Origin of the sequence: Leisingera sp. ANG-DT, assembly GCF_000813785.1 — a bacterium.
GTDB lineage: Bacteria > Pseudomonadota > Alphaproteobacteria > Rhodobacterales > Rhodobacteraceae > Leisingera.
Genome location: NZ_JWLE01000001.1, coordinates 826,570 through 842,994, shown reverse-complemented (window position 1 = coordinate 842,994; position 16,425 = coordinate 826,570). Strand labels below are relative to the sequence as shown.

12 protein-coding genes are annotated in these 16,425 nt (G+C 62.4%); 8 read left to right on the top strand and 4 right to left on the bottom strand.

What is annotated here, in order from left to right:
- Positions 1-105 precede the first annotated feature (105 nt).
- The 3 genes from RA21_RS23480 (at position 106) to rarD (ending at position 1,734) form a co-directional block, all read left to right on the top strand.
- Positions 106-234 carry a hypothetical protein gene (locus tag RA21_RS23480; protein WP_275041404.1) on the top strand — a complete coding sequence of 43 codons (129 nt, stop codon included), beginning with the start codon at positions 106-108 and terminating at the stop codon, positions 232-234.
- Between the two features lie 71 nt (positions 235-305).
- Positions 306-761 carry a host attachment family protein gene (locus tag RA21_RS04105; RefSeq protein WP_039146387.1) on the top strand — a complete coding sequence of 152 codons (456 nt, stop codon included), beginning with the start codon at positions 306-308 and terminating at the stop codon, positions 759-761.
- Between the two features lie 61 nt (positions 762-822).
- Positions 823-1,734 (top strand): EamA family transporter RarD, encoded by a 912-nt coding sequence (gene rarD / locus RA21_RS04100; protein ID WP_039146384.1) that lies wholly within the window; start codon positions 823-825, stop codon positions 1,732-1,734.
- On the opposite strand, the gene RA21_RS04095 is transcribed toward rarD, so the two are convergent.
- On the bottom strand, positions 1,671-2,222 hold the full coding sequence (locus RA21_RS04095; protein WP_039146382.1) for an LOG family protein: 552 nt from the start codon (positions 2,220-2,222) through the stop codon (positions 1,671-1,673). The genes rarD and RA21_RS04095 overlap by 64 nt on opposite strands.
- A 124-nt stretch (positions 2,223-2,346) precedes the next feature.
- Here RA21_RS04095 and RA21_RS04090 point away from each other — a divergent pair, with 124 nt between their 5' ends.
- Together RA21_RS04090 and RA21_RS04085 are read left to right on the top strand one after the other, a co-directional pair.
- Positions 2,347-3,981 (top strand): LysM peptidoglycan-binding domain-containing protein, encoded by a 1,635-nt coding sequence (locus tag RA21_RS04090; RefSeq protein ID WP_039146379.1) that lies wholly within the window; start codon positions 2,347-2,349, stop codon positions 3,979-3,981.
- Between the two features lie 96 nt (positions 3,982-4,077).
- A complete protein-coding gene (locus tag RA21_RS04085; RefSeq protein ID WP_039146376.1) occupies positions 4,078-5,907 on the top strand; it encodes an ABCB family ABC transporter ATP-binding protein/permease in 1,830 nt (609 codons plus the stop codon).
- 87 nt (positions 5,908-5,994) lie between these two features.
- Here the strand turns inward: RA21_RS04085 and RA21_RS04080 are convergent, their stop codons facing one another.
- Positions 5,995-8,169: a methyl-accepting chemotaxis protein gene (locus tag RA21_RS04080; RefSeq protein WP_039146373.1), complete on the bottom strand. Its 2,175-nt coding sequence runs from the start codon at positions 8,167-8,169 to the stop codon at positions 5,995-5,997.
- 520 nt (positions 8,170-8,689) lie between these two features.
- Between RA21_RS04080 and RA21_RS04075 the strand changes: the two genes are divergently transcribed.
- A complete protein-coding gene (locus RA21_RS04075) occupies positions 8,690-9,016 on the top strand; it encodes a hypothetical protein (RefSeq protein WP_019295439.1) in 327 nt (108 codons plus the stop codon).
- Between the two features lie 75 nt (positions 9,017-9,091).
- Here RA21_RS04075 and RA21_RS04070 read toward each other — a convergent pair whose 3' ends face one another.
- Both RA21_RS04070 and RA21_RS04065 read right to left on the bottom strand, forming a co-directional pair.
- Positions 9,092-12,928: an efflux RND transporter permease subunit gene (locus RA21_RS04070; protein ID WP_039146371.1), complete on the bottom strand. Its 3,837-nt coding sequence runs from the start codon at positions 12,926-12,928 to the stop codon at positions 9,092-9,094.
- Positions 12,925-14,037, bottom strand: coding sequence for an efflux RND transporter periplasmic adaptor subunit (locus RA21_RS04065; RefSeq protein WP_019295441.1), 1,113 nt, complete (start codon positions 14,035-14,037; stop codon positions 12,925-12,927). Before RA21_RS04065 ends, RA21_RS04070 begins: the two co-directional genes overlap by 4 nt.
- 289 nt (positions 14,038-14,326) lie before the next feature.
- Here RA21_RS04065 and RA21_RS04060 point away from each other — a divergent pair, with 289 nt between their 5' ends.
- Both RA21_RS04060 and RA21_RS04055 read left to right on the top strand, forming a co-directional pair.
- Positions 14,327-14,998: a hypothetical protein gene (locus tag RA21_RS04060; RefSeq protein ID WP_039146368.1), complete on the top strand. Its 672-nt coding sequence runs from the start codon at positions 14,327-14,329 to the stop codon at positions 14,996-14,998.
- 53 nt (positions 14,999-15,051) lie between these two features.
- Positions 15,052-16,374: a PQQ-like beta-propeller repeat protein gene (locus RA21_RS04055; protein WP_019295443.1), complete on the top strand. Its 1,323-nt coding sequence runs from the start codon at positions 15,052-15,054 to the stop codon at positions 16,372-16,374.
- Positions 16,375-16,425: the final 51 nt, after the last annotated feature.

Here is a 16,425-nt window from a genome sequence, read left to right as displayed (position 1 = left end):
GCCGGAGATCTCCGGCGGGCTTTTTCGTGTGGCTTCGACGCGTTTTTTGCCCGGAACGCGGGCGGGGTTTCGTGCGTTGGTCCGGTGTACGAGAGGAGGACCATTATGGCTGAACGCAAGAGGTCCATGGACGGACACCAGGAAACCAAAGACATACTGGGCGAAAAGGGCAGCGTCTCTCATGGCGGGCGCACCGGCGGGCGGCTGGCCCGGGAAATTGGCAGCGAAGACTAGGAAAAGCGCGCCAAGGAGCGTCCGGCAGGGGCGACACGGGTGCGTAAGTCCAATGAGCAGGAGGAGAAGTAATGACCCGGCTTTCCTACGGCACCTATGTCCTGGTGGCTGACAGTGAGAAGGCGCTGTTCCTGGAAAACACCGTCGATGGTGACGACCCCTTCCTGCAGGTGCGCCGCAAGGATGAGCAGGAAAACCCGCCGGACCGGGAGCAATCCGCCAACCGTCCGGGACGGTTCAACGACGGCCCTAGCGTCCACCGCTCTGCCGTGGACGACACCGATTGGCACCAATTGGCCAAGGAGCGGTTTGCAAAGGATCTGTCGGACAAGCTGTATGAGATGGCCCGCCGCGGTGAATTCGCGAAGCTGGTTCTGGTCGCCGCACCGGAAGTCCTGGGCGAACTGCGCAAGACCCTGCACAAGGAAGTTTCCGACCGCGTGATCGGGGAGATCAGCAAGAACCTGACCGGACATGAGATCACCAGGATCGAAGAATTGGTGAAAGATGCGCTGCGTAACAGCTGAGCAGGGTTGACCCGCGCTTCTGCCCGGTGTCTGTGAAACGGCAGCCGGGCGGGAGCATGTCATGGGAGAGGCACAAAAAGGGGTTCTGGCACTCTGTGCCTCCTGCACCGTTTGGGGGCTTTCCGGTATTTACTACAAGGCATTGTCGCATGTGCCGCCGGAGCAGGTGCTGTCGCACCGGGCGCTGTGGTCGTTTGTGTTTTTTGCCATCGTGCTGCTGTGTCAGGGGCGTATCAGCGCGCTGGGGACGGCGTTGTCCACCCGCCGCAGTGCCTTGCTGCTGGTGTTTGCCTCGGCAATGATTTCATTGAATTGGTTTATCTTCATCACTGCGGTGCAGGTGGGCTATGCGACCGAAGCGAGCCTTGGCTATTACATTTTTCCGCTGCTGAGCGTTCTGCTGGGGAGGCTTGCCTTCGGTGAGCAGCTGACGCGGGCCCAAGGGGCCGCAGTGGGGCTGGCGGCGCTGGCTGTGGCGGTGCTGTCGTTCGGGCTGGGGGCCGCGCCCTGGATTCCGCTGGCGCTGAGCTTCAGCTTTGCCCTGTATGGTGTTGTTAAGAAACAACTGCCATTGGGGCCGGTGGTATCTGTCACTGCGGAAGTTGCACTGCTGTTGCCGGTTGCGTTGGCGATCATCTGGATGACCGGTGGCGCTGGTTTTCTGGGAGGGTTCCAGGATGCGCTGATGCTGATGTTCTCCGGCATCCTGACCGGTCTGCCGCTGATCCTGTTTGCCTATGCGGCCCGCCGGGTGCGGCTGGGAACAGTCGGGGTACTGCAATACCTGAACCCGACGCTGCAATTCCTGGTCGCGGTGCTGGTCTTTGCCGAGCCGTTCACCCCCTGGCATGGCACCGCCTTTGCGCTGATCTGGAGCGCGGTGGCGGTGTTTTCGGTCTCGGCGCTGCGTCAGGAACGGGCGTCGCGCAGGGCGGCGATTGCAGCCACCGGGGTGTCGGCCCAAATCAGGTGATCTGCGGTTTCCTGATGGGCAAACCCCTGGCTGACCACTTGCTCCAGCAGATCGCGCAGCTTGTCCCAGTAGCCTTCGGTATTGAGGATCACAATCGGCTTGGAATGCAGGCCCAGCTGGCGCCAGGTGAGGGCTTCGAAAAGTTCGTCAAGCGATCCCGCTCCGCCGGGCAGCACAACCACCGCATCGGCGTTCCACAGCATCACCTTTTTGCGCTCGTGCATGGTCTCGGTGACAACATAGGTTGTGAGGTCTGATTTCCCCACCTCGCGCCGTTCCAGGTGGCCGGGGATAACCCCGAAGGTTTTGCCGCCGGCCTTTTGCGCTGCGCGCGCCACTTCGCCCATCAGGCCGACATCGCCGGCGCCATAGACCAGCCGCATGCCGTTATCGGCCAGCGCGGTGCCGAATGCGCGGGCAGCCTCGGCGTAGGCGGGCAGAACACCCGCGCGCGATCCGCAGTAGACACAGACGGATTTGATGCTCATCGGCCAGCCTTTCCGTGGAATATCAAGGTGAAAACCAATTGGTGTTTTGACCCGTGATAGCGGGGTTGTTAGATTCCCTCAACTAAGCGGAAGGTCACATTCCGCAATTGCCGAAGGGAAAGACATGGCGGATGCATCTGGAAGCGGGGGTCTGGGGGCCCTCACACTTGGCGGTATTGCCGGCACGGTTGTGGTCGTAGGCGGCGTGGTGCTGTACCAGCTTGGGATGTTTGGCACGGTTGCGCCCGATGGCGCGGTGGTGAGCGAACAGGCGGCCGGGCAGGCTGCTGACGGCGGCGGCGCGTTTTCCGGCGAGGGTCAGGAATCGGGACAGCCGCTGCAGAACCGGGCCATTGAGGAGGCTGCGGGCAATCAGGTTGAAGCGGTTGAAGCTGTTGACGGTGTTCAGCAGCCGGAGGACTTGATTGCGGAAGATGCCAGCGGTGCGGAACCGGAGGTTTCAGATCAGGTTGCAGCCGCAACTGACGCGCCTGATACAGAAACTTCTGTAGAGGCAGCCGCCGTTGCGGAGACTGGCACCGGTGAAGGTGCAGAGGAAGCATCAGATCAGACCACCGAATTGGCAGTGCTGTCCGAGCCTGAGGGGATTGCGGAGCAATCCCAACCGGCACCCGAAACATCCAAAGAAGATGTCTTTGTCCTGCAGGCGCCGGAGCTGGATCTGGTGCGTGTGGATAGCGACGGGGCCGCGGTGATTGCCGGCCGGGCACAGGAAGGCGTGCAGGTTTCGGTGCTGCTGGACGGCGTGGTGCTGGAACAGCTGGAGGTGCCGGCGGGTGGCGAGTTTGTTGCACTAACCTCCATTGCGTCGAGTTCGGAGGCCCGAGTTGTGTCGTTGTTGGCGGAACATGAGGGCGCGCAAAGCACCTCTGGCGTGTCCTTTATTCTGGCGCCAGTCGCCCCTGCGGAAACTGCAACGGAGCGTGCGGTTGAGCAAACTGAAGAGCAGGTAGCGTCACTGGTTCCAGACGAACCGGCTGCAGACGAGCAGCTGACTGGACAAGCAGATGAAACTGAGGCCGCGGCTGAGCCGGCAGCGGTTGAGCAGGGCGGCCAGGACGCGGAAAGCACTGCGGCAACCGGGCAAGGTGATCAAAACACTGTTGAGACCGCGGCAGCGGAACCTGTTCCGGCAGAGACAGTTCCTGCGGCCGAACCCGAGCCGCCTCAGCCGCAAGGGCAGGCTGTGGCCGTGCTGCGTGCCGATCAGGACGGGGTAGAAGTGGTGCAGCCCGCAGTTCCCGCCGATCCGGACCTGAACAAGGAAGTGGCGCTGGACGCCATCAGCTACAATGGCACTGGCGGGGTTGAACTGTCCGGGCGCGCGCGCCCGAAGTCGCGGGTCAGGGTTTATGTGGACAATCAGGTGGTCGCGGAACTGGACGCAGCCCAGGACGGCCGCTGGAACGGCCGGCTGGCGGATGTGGCACCGGGTGTCTACACCCTGCGCCTGGATGAGATCGAAACCTCCTCAGGCAAGGTCATGAGCCGTCTGGAAACTCCCTTCAAACGGGAATCGCCGGAGGTGCTGCCGCAGCCGGAGCGCGATGCGGACCCGGACCTGCCAGCGCCGCTTGTGCGCGCAGTGACGATCCAGAAGGGCGATACGCTTTGGGCCATCTCGCAAGAGAAATATGGCAGTGGTTTCCTCTATGTAAGGCTTTTCGAGGCCAACAAGGACGCGATCCGCAACCCGGATCTGATCTACCCGGGGCAAGTCTTCACCATCCCCGAATAACCCTGGGAAACGCGCCCTTGCGGCGCGTTTTTTCAGCACGCCTCTCGCAAAACCGTGAACAGGTGAATATCTGGAGGTGTCTAGCCAGGAACAGCCATGACCCAGACTGATCAGGCCGCCGCGCCGCCGCAAGCAGACATCGCACAGGACGAACGCCGCTCCGGCCTGCGCACTTTGCGCAAGGTGGGGCCTTATCTTTGGCCCGAGGGCAATCGCGCGGTGAAAGTGCGGGTGGTGCTGGCTCTGGCAGTTCTGGTTTTGGCCAAATTTATAGCGGTCTATACCCCGATGCTCTACAAGGGCGCGGTGGACAGTCTTGCGGGCGAAGGCGTGCCGCCGCTGGCGCTTGGGGCTGTGGGACTGACGGTGGCCTATGGTATGGCGCGGATCCTGACCATCGGCTTCCAGCAGCTGCGGGATGCGGTTTTTGCGCCTGTGGGGCAACGCGCCCTGCGGCGGCTGGCTCTGGAGACTTTCACCCACATTCACCGCCTGTCGATGCGCTATCACATCACCCGCAAGACCGGCGGCCTCAGCCGGATCATCGAGCGCGGGGTGAAGGGCGTCGAGTTTCTCTTGCGCTTCATGCTGTTTTCCATCGGCCCGCTGATCCTGGAGCTGACCCTGGTCGCGGTGATCCTGACGGTGCTGTTCGACGCCTGGTACCTGGTCGTCGTGGCCGTCACCATCGGGCTTTATGTCTGGTTCACCTTCGCAGTCACAGAATGGCGGGTGAAGCTGCGCCGGGAGATGAACAAGCAGGACACCGACGCCAACCAGAAGGCCATCGACAGCCTGCTGAACTTTGAAACCGTCAAGTATTTCGTCGCCGAGGAGCGCGAGGCAGAACGTTATGACGGCGCCATGCGGGGGTATGCCCAGGCGGCCCTCAAGACGGCCTATTCGCTGGCGGCGCTGAATTTCGGCCAGAGCGTGATCATCACCGCAGGTCTGGTCGGGGTGATGGTGATGGCCGCCATCGGGGTGGAGCAGGGCAACCTGACCGTGGGCGATTTTGTCATGGTCAACGCTTACATGATTCAGATCACTGTGCCGTTGAACTTCCTTGGCACCGTCTACCGAGAAATCCGCCAGAGCCTGGTGGACATGGGAGAGATGTTCGACCTTCTCGAACAGCCCGCTGATGTGAGCGACAGGCCGGGCGCCGGCGAGCTGAAGGTCAATGGCGGGCGCATCACGCTCGAGAATGTGCAATTTTCTTACGATGCCGGGCGCGAGATCCTGAAGGGTATCTCGCTGGAGGCGGAGCCGGGCCAGACCGTGGCGATTGTCGGCTCCACCGGCTCTGGGAAATCGACCATCGGCCGGCTGCTGTTTCGTTTTTATGATGTGACCGGCGGGGCGCTGAAGATCGACGGTCAGGACGTGCGGGAGGTGACTCAGCAAAGTCTGCATCACGCCATCGGCGTAGTGCCGCAGGACACTGTGCTGTTCAACGACACGATCCGCTACAACATCGCCTATGGCCGCGACGGGGCCACCCAGGAGGATGTCGAACAGGCGGCGCGGGACGCACAGATCCACGACTTCATCATGGCGCTGCCGGAGGGCTATGACACCCAGGTCGGCGAGCGCGGGCTGAAGCTGTCGGGCGGTGAAAAGCAGCGGGTGGGGATTGCGCGGACACTGTTGAAGAACCCGCCGGTGCTCTTGCTGGATGAGGCAACTTCGGCGCTGGACACTGACACCGAGCAGGAGATCAAAGAGGCGCTGGCACGGGCCGGGCAGGGGCGCACGGTGATCACCATTGCCCACCGTCTGTCGACCATCGCCGAGGCTGACAGGATCGTGGTGCTGGAGCAGGGTGAGATTGCGGAGACCGGCACCCATGAGGATCTGCTGGCGCAGGATGGCCGTTACGCCCGGTTGTGGCAACGCCAGCAGGCGGATCAGGACGCAGCCTGACAGCAGACTCCAAGGTTACGGCGGGGTTTCCAGCAGAGAAGGCCAGTTCGTAGAACTGGCCTTTTCCAATTGTAATACGGTGCGGCTTCAGAAGTTTTCCCACCCACCGTTGGCCGCTTTGGCAGGAACCGGAACCACGTCGCCAAAGTCTATGTCAACGCTGTGGGCGGTGGCAGAGGCCGGTGCAGCGGCCGCCGCAGGTTTGCTGGGGACGGCGCTCCCGGCGGAACCTGAGATTTTGAATTTGGCCATCAGCTCTGCCAGTTTGCCTGCATCGCTGTGCAGCATGTGGCCTGCGGCTGTGGCTTCCTCCACCATGGCAGCGTTTTGCTGGGTGACCTGATCCAGCTGGCCGACGCCGGTGTTGATCTCGGTCAGCCCAGTGGACTGTTCCGCGGCGCCTTCGGCGATGCTGGAAACCAGCTGCGAGATGTCGTTGACCCTGCCGACGATACTGGTCAGCGCCTCGCCTGTTTCACCGACCAGATCGACACCCTGCTTCACATGTTTGGAGCTGTCGCCAATCAGCGCCTTGATCTCGGTTGCGGCGTCGGCAGAACGCTGCGCCAGCGCCCGCACTTCGCTGGCAACCACGGCGAATCCCTTGCCGGCTTCTCCGGCCCGCGCAGCTTCCACTCCGGCGTTGAGCGCCAGCAGGTTGGTCTGAAAGGCGATGTCGTCAATCACGGAGATGATCTGCGAGATCCTGACCGAAGATTGCTCAATCTCATTCATCGCGGTCACCGCTTTGCGGACAACCTCGCCGCTGGCCTCGGCCTCGCTGCGGGCTTCCTGCATCGTCTGCTCCACACCGCGGGCGCCGTCTGCAGAAGATTTGACTGATGCCGTCAGCTGCTCAAGCGCAGCGGCGGTCTCCTCCAGGGTGGCAGCCTGGCTTTCGGTTCGGCTCGACAGGTCGTCGGAGGCGGTGCTGATTTCGGTTGCGCCGTTGTGGATGCTGCTGGCCGCGGAAATCACCTGTTCAATGGTTTCCTTCAGGGTTGCCACCGTGGTGTTGAAGCTTTGCCGGAGCTGCTCGTATTCCTCCGGAAAGGCCTCATCAATGGTGCATTCCAGATCGCGGCCGGACAGTCGGGCGAGGTGGTCGTCCAGCTTGCCTACAACCGCTCCGCGGTCGGCGATCCGGCTCGCCTCGATATTCGCGAGCTTCTCGTCAGCGGCTGCCAGAGCGGTGCGGGTTTTCTCCATCGCGCGGCTGAGCTTGCCGATTTCCGTTTTCGCCTCCAGATGTGCCGGTTCGAAATCGAATTCCTTGCGGGCCAGCCGGTCCAGGTCCGTCTGCAGCGCGCCGAACTGGCGGGTGAAGGCGGTGATCAGGCGCAGGCCGATGGCACCGCTGACAATCAGCGAAGCGGCGACCGCTGCCAGCGTCACAATAAGGGCCTGCCGGGATTGGGCGGCCTCAAACGCGGAGATTGCAATCATTTGATCCGTTACGGTCATTTCCGAGTCGCGAAGCGAACCGACCCATTGGGTTGCCCGGTCAAACCACTCCTTGGCGGCATAGCCCGGCGCCAGTGCGCCTGGGCCCGCTTCCAGCACCTCGTCGCGTATGCCGGGCAGACCCGCAGGCGCGAGCCCGGCGCGCAGGTCCTGGCCAGCCAGCACTTCTCGTAAGGCAAGGCCCGCAATATCCAGCAACTGGTGTTCCACTGCGCCGGTACGGGTGAACCAGCGGTAGAGGGTCAGGTTGAAGCTGCCCAGGCCGAACCCGGCTGCGCCTGCCGCCCGCTGCTGGCCTGCGGCCTCCTTGGCGTAGGCAAGACTGACAAGCCCGGCGCCGAGCTGTGCAAGGCGGGCATCCTTCTGGTGCAGCAACTGCCGGCTGGCGTCCTTTAGCAAAGCGCCGATCATTGCGGAGTAGCGCGCGCCCATCTGGCCGGGTTCGAGAGCCAGATCGCTGACTGCCTGCCGAAGGCTGGTCAGCTCGGACAGATGCTGCAGTGAGGCGCCCGCAGTGTCCGGTACCCTCTGCATGGCGGTGTCCACTTTGATCCGGGTATCGTTCAGCCCGGCAGCGGCGGAATTGCCGCCGGAGGACAGGAAGGCAGCTGACAGGCCTCGTTCAACCTGCAGATGGTGGATAGCTTCCATCAGCGCGACAGAGCTTCGGGTTTCGGCCTGCGTGGCCCGCGCGTTTTGAAAGCGCTCCCAGTCTGCGGCAGCCTTTAGTCCGCCAATCGCTGCCAGGGCGATGAAGGGGACCGTGATCAGCGCCAGGATTTGCGCGCGTAGTGACATCGTCTTCTTCCTTAAACAAAAAACACGCTAAGCGGGAAAAGTCCCGTTGCTATTGCTGATAAGCATGTAAAGAATAACGGTTTGTGAATGGAACAATTGGACAGTCTTGAGAAAATTTGACCGGGCGGCCGAGCCATCCGCCACATGCGGCAAGGTCCGGCTGCTCGTGACGCATTTGCCCAAAAAAATGCGCCTTCCATGCATGATTTTGACTGGAAATAATCAAGTTGCCGTGTGAAAAATGTAGCAATAACAATAATTTGCGATGCTTTTCCATTGCTGCATTGCCGCCGCGTAAGACTATTTAAGATTCAATCTTACTGGCCGTCTGCCCCAGAGGGTTTTCTTGCTTTTGCAATGAACCCTGCAAAGCAGTTGACTGAAACGCCCGCAACTGAGGCCCCGAAGGGGAGCGTTGTGACTCATTTCCCGTTGACCGATGTTACTGCTGGCTTAATGTTCGCGCACTTCGGGCTGAGGCAGCGCTAACGACTGCCTGCCCGCATACAAGGACATGTAGATGAAGACCTTTCTGACCGCAGCCTCCGCGGCTGCACTGCTTGCCTTTCAGGCGCCCGCCCATGCTGAAGACCTTGAGTTCCTGCTGGTAAACGACAGCAGTGCTGATCTTGTGGAGTTCAATGTGTCGCCCGCGTCTTCCGACGATTGGGAAGGAAACCTGATGGAAGGCGGCTATCTGGCGCCGGGCTACGAAATCGGCGTGCTGATTGCCGATGGCGCAACCACCTGCGTCTACGACATCCGCGGCAGTTTCGCTGATGGCTCCGAGGCAGAGGATTATGGCCTCGATCTGTGTGATCTGGGTGAGTACACCTTTACCGACTGATCTTTGCGGAGCGTCTGAAACGGCGGCACGCAGAATTGAAAAGCCCCGCCGGAGCGGGGCTTTTTGTTTGTCTTGTTATTCCGCTGCGCGCAGGCGGCCGCGCGGGGCCGGTGGCTGCGGTTCGTCCTCTTTGGTTACGGCCTTGTCTTCGCCGGTCTCTGGCGCTGCATCTTCCACCCATTGGATCTCGGTGGTCGGCAGCTGACGCGCCTTCTTGAACAGCTTGGAGTCCTGCGCGATGCGGCTGGAGCGGCCGCGGGTGATCCGCGACAGCATCCGGCCAAGCGCATGCATATAGGTGGAGAACCACACCCGGATCGACAGCAGTGACGGCGTGACCACCAGGGTCAGCACGGTGGCGATGCCCAGGCCAAAGACCACGGCGGTTGCCAGCTGCTTCCACCACAGGGCGGTGGGGCTGTCGATGGAGTAGCCGCCGTTGATGAAGTCCAGGCTGACGCCGAACATCATCGGCGTCAGGCCCGCCATCGTGGTGATGGTGGTCAGCAGCACCGGACGGATGCGCGCCTCGGCGGTGCGGATGATCGCCTCGATCCGCGGCATCTGCTGGCTGAACTCCTGATAAGTGTCGATCAGCACGATGTTGTTGTTCACCACGATGCCCGCCAAAGCGACGATGCCGGTGCCGGTCATGATGATCGAGAACGGCTGCTGCATCACCATCATGCCGATCAGCACACCGGTGGTGGACAGCACCACTGCCAGCAGAACCAGCACCGAGTTGTAGAAACTGTTGAACTGGGCCAGCAGGATCACGAACATCAGCGCCAGCGCGCCGGCAAAGGCCTTGGACAGGAAGGCACCGGATTCCTCCTGCTCCTCCTGGTCACCGGTCCATTCCCAGCCGATGCTGCGCGGCAGCGGGTCGGTTTCCAGCCATTCGGTGAGGATGGCGATCCGCTCGTTCGGGTTCACCGGGCTGATCTTGGCGCCGTCGTCCAGCGCAGCCAGCACCGCGTCAAAGCTCTCAGCACCCGTCAGCTGCAGCAGCTGCATGGTCTTGCCATTGGGCGCAATCAACGTTTCACCAGTTGCGGCGGCACCTTCTGGCAGTTCCTTCAGGACTGCCAGGCGAGTCAGTTCACCGCTGCCCGCATCCTCGATTACCACCTTGTTCAGTCCCGGTTCCACGTCTGCCTTGACGTCATAGAACCGTTCCTGGCCGATGCGGTTGATCTGGGCGAGCTTCGGCACAGGTTGGCGGGTCACGAAGTTCGACAGCGGCACCAGCCCGTCCGAGGTGCGGACCTTGAGGTTGTCGAGCGTTGACAGCACCCGGTCCTGTTCCGGCAGACGGACGCGGATCTCGATCTCCTCGTCGGAGCTGTCGACCCGCATGGTATCCAGCAGGATGCCGCGGGTGACCAGCTGCACCATCGCGCCCACGGTCGCCACATCGGCGCCGTAGCGGCCGGCCTTCTCGACGTCCACGTCGATCTGCCAGTCGATGCCGGGCAGGGGCAGGCTGTCCTCGATCAGGATCAGGCCGGGGGTGTTCTCGAACTGCTCCCGTGCGGTCAACGCTGCTGCGGTCAGGTCTTCCCAGCCATCGCCGCGCAGGCGCAGATGCACCGGCTTGCCGGAGGCGGGGCCCTGCGCTAGTGCGCGGACTTCCACCTCAAAGCCGGGCAGTTTGCCGAGAATGGCATTCAGCTCGTCGATCACGGTGTTGCCGTCGTATTCCTCGGCGATCACCTTTTTCTCAAAGCCCAGGTATTTGCTCAGCAGTCCGCCGAACCAGCCGTCCAGCGGCTCGCTCTCGGTGGGGCGTTCCTCCCAGGGGATGATCTCAAACTGAACCTGGCCGATCGTGTCCGGCGGCAGCTGGGCGCCGGAACTGTCGGTGTTGAGGCCGCCGTCGCCAGCAAAGGAGAACACGTTGATCACTGCGTGGTGGTCCAGAATGACCTCCTCGGCCGCGCGCACCATCTCGTCCTTTTCATGCAGAGAGATGTTGCCGCGGGCGCGGATATAGGCGGTGGCCTGTTCCGGTTCCGAGTCAACGAAGAATTCAACGCCGTAATTGTTCTCGCTGAAGGTTGAGAAGACGGTCATGATGGCAAAGCCTACGGCGGCGATGGTCACCACCGGCATTACCGGGTTGCCCGCGATGAACTTAATCACATGGCCGAACGGGGTGTGATGGTAGCCGGGGGCAACTTCCTGCTCCTCGCGCTCTACTTTGACTGAGCTAAGCGTGATCGAGGCGGCAAAGGACGCCAGCGTAAACACCAGCCCGCCGAACAGCACGCCTGCCATCGGTCCGGTGTCCTCACCCAGCAGGTAGGAGGGGTTCAGCATCTGCATGGCGCCTGCAAACATGCCCCACATGGCGACCGGCACCAGCACCGCACGCAGCCACCAGGGTGCAACCATCCGCAGCGCGCGCGAAGCGCCCTCAAACGTGCGGCTGATGCGGCCGGTGACGCCGCCCATGACGGGCAGGTAGATCAGTGCCACCACCAGCGAGGCAGACAGAACGAAGATCAGGGTAACCGGAAGCATGCCCATGAACTCCCCCGGCACGCCAGGCCAGAACAGCATCGGCAGGAAGGCGCAGAGCGTGGTCGCGGTGGAGGACACGATCGGCCAGAACATCCGCTGTGCCGCCTCCACATAGGCATGCATCGGGCCGGTGCCTTCCTTGATCCGCTTGTCGGCGTATTCCACCACCACAATGGCGCCATCGACCAGCATCCCCACGGCGAGGATCAGGCCGAACATCACGATATTGGAGATAGAGATGCCCATCAGCGCCAGCAGCGCAAAGCACAAGAGGAAGGAGGTTGGAATCGCAAAACCAACGAGCAGCGCGGCCCGGCTGCCAAGCGCCGACAGCACCACGATCATCACAAGCGCGATGGCGGTCAGCACCGAGCCTTCCAGCTGGCTGACCATGGAGCCGACCACGCGGCTCTGGTCGTTGGAGGTGCCGACCTCGACAGCGGCCTGCAGTTCCGGCGGCCATTTGGATTTGGAGACCTCGATGGTTTCCTTCACCAGGTTCACGGTGTCGATCAGGTTGTAGCCCTTGCGCTTAACCACCTGGAGGGCAACCGTGTCCTCGCCGTTGAAGCGGGCGGTGCCTTCGCGGTCCTCGAAGGTGAAGTTGATCTGCGCCAGCTCGCCCAGCTTGACCACCCGGTCGCCGTTGGTCTTGACCGGCAGCTGATAGATGTCCTTCACATCGTCAAAGGAAGAGGGGATTTTGACTGAGAACGCGCCCTGGGTGGTTTCGACCTCACCGGCCGCAATCAGCTGGTTGTTGTTTTGCACAACATTGATCAGCTCCAGCGCGGTGACGTTATAGGCTTCCAGCCGCAGCGGGTCGATCAGTACCTCGACCATCTCGTCGCGGTTGCCGGCGATCCCGGCTTCCAACACCGCATCCAGTGCCTCAAGGTCGTCCTGCAAGTCTTTGGCTATGCGCGCCATCGTGCGTTCCGGCACCGCGCCGGTCAGGTTCACGATGACAATCGGGAATTCGGAGAAGTTGATCTCTGTGATCGAGTATTTCTCGGCGCCTTCCGGGAATTCCGCCTCGGCCTTGTCCATTGCGTCGCGGACGTCGGCCATGATGGCGGTCTTGTCCCAGCCGAATTCGAACTCCAGCGCCACCCCGGCATAGCCCTCGGCCGCGGTGGAGGTCATCTTGTCGAGCCCGTCAAGGTCGGCAAGCTCGGTCTCCATCACCTTGACCATCAGGGATTCGGCGTCCTCGGCAGAGATGCCGGGGAAGGGGACGGAGATGAACAGGGCCGGAATTTCGATGTCCGGCTCGCCCTCCTTGGGCAGCATCGAATAGGCAAATCCGCCGACAAGCAGAGAGATTGCGATGAACGCTAGGACCATCCGGGCGCGGCCGGCGGCCCAATCGACGATGCCAATCACTGTTCAGTCTCCCGGTAGGTGGCCGCCACTGCGACGCCTTCGGTTACGAAATCCTGTCCCACCACGATCACATCCGCGTTCTCAGGCAGGCCGCCAAGCCAGACGCCATCCGCCTCATCCCGCAGAAGCTGCACGGGGTAGAATACCACGGTGCTGTCGGGTCCGACAACGCGCACACCCAGCTGGCCTTCGTTGTTCAGCGTCAGTGCCGATTGCGGCAGCTTGTGCGCCAGCGAGCCGGCTGAGGAAATTGCGATATCTGCGGTCTGGCCGTCACGGATGCTCAAGTCCGGGTTCGGCACCGTAATCTCGACCTCAAAGGTGCGGGTGGTCGGATCGGCAGAGCGGCTGAGGAAGGTGACCTCGCCCTGGACCTGCTGGCCGGTGGAGAGTTCTGCGCCGGCAATGGCGCCCAGTTCCACTTTGTTGACTTCCGCTTCCGGCACATAGCCAACCAGTTTGATGGTATCGAGCTGGATCACCGTGCTGCACAGGCTGCCGGGTTGCAGCAGGCTGCCCAGTTCCGCGGTGTCGCTTTCGAGCAGGCCGTCAAAGGGCGCGGTGATGGTCAGGTGACCGATTTCCCGCTCTGCCGCGGCCACTGCGGCCTGCGCGGACCGCTCCGCAGCCTCAGCTGAGGCCAGACGGGTTTCAGAGGCATAGCCGCCCTCTGACAGTTTGGCGGCGGCGGTCAGGTTAATCTTGGCTTCCTTTAGCTGCGCCTGCGCCTGCAGCAGCGATGCGGGCCGTGTGCCGGGATCCAGCTCGCACAACAGATCGCCCTTCTTGACATGGGCGCCCTTGCGCAGCGGCTCAGAAATCACGGTGGAGGTGGTTTCGGCCCGAACTTCCACCTGGCGGATAGCCTGGGTCTGGCCACGCAGGATCACTGCGTTGCCAATGGTCCGTGCTTTGCTTTGGATGGCGACAACGCCGACGCGCGAATCTTCCGCCTCCGTCAGCTTCTGGCCTTCGGCGGCAGTTTCGGCCCCGGTCGCCTCATTTGCGTCTTCCCCGCGGGCAAAGGCCATCAGATCGTCACGCTCGAAAACCACCAGATAGAGGCTGGCGGATACCGCCACTGCAGTCAGTATCGGTACAATGCGCATGTCGGGCCTTTCCTATTCTCTGTCTTCTTCCACGTGCACCTTACCTATGTCCGTCGGACGGCAGGGCCGGTTCACAGGGGAGTCGCGCGTATGTGATAGGGCTGATATAGGAGATGTCCATTCTAAACTAAGTGGTTTAGTTCACATTTCTTGCTTTTCTGGCCCATTTGCCGAAGTTTCTGGTGCAAACGGGCCACTTGGCTTGGCCTTTGAGCCGGGGTAAGAGGGGCGCAACGCATTCAATACAGGTGCGGGCGCCAGCCCGGGCCGCGCATATCAGGGGCTTTTCATGAGCGACACCGACAGCTTTATCGACGAAGTGACAGAAGAGGTCCGCCGTGACCGGCTTTTCCTGATGCTGAAACGCTATGGCTGGATCGGCGGCGCAGCCGTGGTGCTGATCGTCGGCGGTGCTGCGTTCCGTGAATACAACAAGGCCAAGGAACAGGCAGCAGCTGAAACGCTGGGGGACGATATTACCGCGGCGCTGAAAATCGACGGCAGTGAAAAACAGGCAGAGGCATTGGCTGCCGTGCCGGCAGAGAGCGCCGGCGGTGCAGCCATTCTGAACATGCTTGAAGCTGCGGCGCTGTCAGAGGCCGGCAAGACTGCCGAAGCAGTGGCGCAGCTTGAGGCGGTGGCCGTGGATGGCGATCTGCCGCTGATCTACCGGCACGTCGCCAGCTTCAAGGCGCTGGCGCTGCAGGCCGAAACGTTGAGCGCCGCGGACCGCCGTGTGCAATACGAGGCGCTGGCCCAGCCCGGCGCGCCGCTGGCATTGCTGGCGTCAGAACAGCTGGCTCTGCTGGATGTGGAGGAAGACAACACAGAGGCTGCCATTAGCCGCCTGCGGGACATTGTTGCGGATGCGACTGTCACTGCAGACTTGAAAGACCGCGCGTCTCAGGTGATTGTGGCGCTTGGCGGCTCGGTCAACGGGGACGCCGCGCCTGAGGGGTAAGGCGCTCCGCGGATGGAAACTTGCGGAACAAGAACGGCAGACAGGGCAGGGCAATGGCAATAATCAAATCAATCTCCCGGGCACGGGTTCTTCTTTGCACAACCGCTGTTGCGGCTCTTCTGGCGGCCTGCTCGGAGGAAGAGGTTATCCTGCGCGGCGAGCGCGAGGACATCCGCCCCGATGCCGCAGTAGAGATCGTCAATCAGTCCCGCGCCATTTCCCTGCCGCAGCAGGCGGCCAATGCCAGCTGGGAACAGGGCCACGGCGCTGAGGCCGGGCGCACCGCGCATCCGGCACTGGCGGCCGCCCCGCAGCGCATCTGGTCTGCCTCGATCGGCGCCGGCGACAGCCGCCGCCAGCGCATCACCGCAACCCCGGTTGTGGGCGGCGGCCGTATCTACACCCTGGACAGCGCCGCGCGGGTGTCTGCGGTATCTCCGCAAGGCCAGCTCCTGTGGCAAAGCGAACTGATTCCGGCCGCCGATGACGAGGGTCAGGCCACAGGCGGCGGTTTGGCCTTTGCTGATGGCGTGCTGTATGTGTCCTCCGGCTTTGGTGTGCTGACCGCACTGAACGCAGCGGACGGCAACCTGATCTGGCGGCAGGAACTGGATGCCACAGGGTCCGGCCAGCCGCGGGTCAGCGGCGGACTGGTCTATCTGGTGGCAGGCGACGACACCGGCTGGGCTGTGAACACTAAGGACGGCCGCATCGCCTGGCAAATTGATGCTGCGCCGTCTCCGGCAAATGTCCTGGGCGCCCCGGCGCCGGTTGTGACAAATGACCTTGCAGTATTTGCCTTCGGCTCCGGCGATCTGATTGCAACCTTCCGCCGCGGTGGTCTGCGCCGCTGGAGCGCCTCCGTTGCGGGCAAGCGCACCGGCCAGACCTTGTCGCGGATCAGCGATGTGACCGGCGCGCCGGTGGTGTCCGGTAACCGTCTTTATGCCGGTAACAACTCCGGCCGGACCGTGGCCATCGATCTCGAAACCGGCGACCGTCTTTGGACCGCGCGTGAAGGCGCATCCGGCACCGCCTGGCCTGCGGGCGGCAGCCTGTTCCAGGTCAGCGACCTGAACCAGCTGTTGCGGCTGGATGCCAGCAGCGGCGAGGTTATCTGGGCCGTGGACCTGCCAGGCTACCTGAAAGACAAGCCACGCAAACGCGGCCAGATCCATGTGCATCACGGCCCCGTTGTGGCCGGCGGTCAGGTGGTTCTTGCCTCCAACGACGGGTTGCTTCGTTTCTTCAACCCCGTCGACGGCAGCTTGTCTCGCACCGCGGAAGTGCCTGGCGGCGCCACCACGGCACCGGTTGTCGCCGGGCGCACGCTGTATGTAGTTTCCACCAAGGGCGATTTGCTGGCATACCGCTGACAGTGTTTCCGGGTGGCACAAGCCGCGCGGATGCGCTATGAGCCGCGTCTG

Coding starts and splice junctions, on each gene's coding strand:
- RA21_RS23480 (WP_275041404.1), top strand. CDS start 106: ATGGCTGAACGCAAGAGGTCCATGGACGGACACCAGGAAACCAAAGAC.
- RA21_RS04105 (WP_039146387.1), top strand. CDS start 306: ATGACCCGGCTTTCCTACGGCACCTATGTCCTGGTGGCTGACAGTGAG.
- rarD (WP_039146384.1), top strand. CDS start 823: ATGGGAGAGGCACAAAAAGGGGTTCTGGCACTCTGTGCCTCCTGCACC.
- RA21_RS04095 (WP_039146382.1), bottom strand. CDS start 2,222: ATGAGCATCAAATCCGTCTGTGTCTACTGCGGATCGCGCGCGGGTGTT.
- RA21_RS04090 (WP_039146379.1), top strand. CDS start 2,347: ATGGCGGATGCATCTGGAAGCGGGGGTCTGGGGGCCCTCACACTTGGC.
- RA21_RS04085 (WP_039146376.1), top strand. CDS start 4,078: ATGACCCAGACTGATCAGGCCGCCGCGCCGCCGCAAGCAGACATCGCA.
- RA21_RS04080 (WP_039146373.1), bottom strand. CDS start 8,169: ATGTCACTACGCGCGCAAATCCTGGCGCTGATCACGGTCCCCTTCATC.
- RA21_RS04075 (WP_019295439.1), top strand. CDS start 8,690: ATGAAGACCTTTCTGACCGCAGCCTCCGCGGCTGCACTGCTTGCCTTT.
- RA21_RS04065 (WP_019295441.1), bottom strand. CDS start 14,037: ATGCGCATTGTACCGATACTGACTGCAGTGGCGGTATCCGCCAGCCTC.
- RA21_RS04060 (WP_039146368.1), top strand. CDS start 14,327: ATGAGCGACACCGACAGCTTTATCGACGAAGTGACAGAAGAGGTCCGC.
- RA21_RS04055 (WP_019295443.1), top strand. CDS start 15,052: ATGGCAATAATCAAATCAATCTCCCGGGCACGGGTTCTTCTTTGCACA.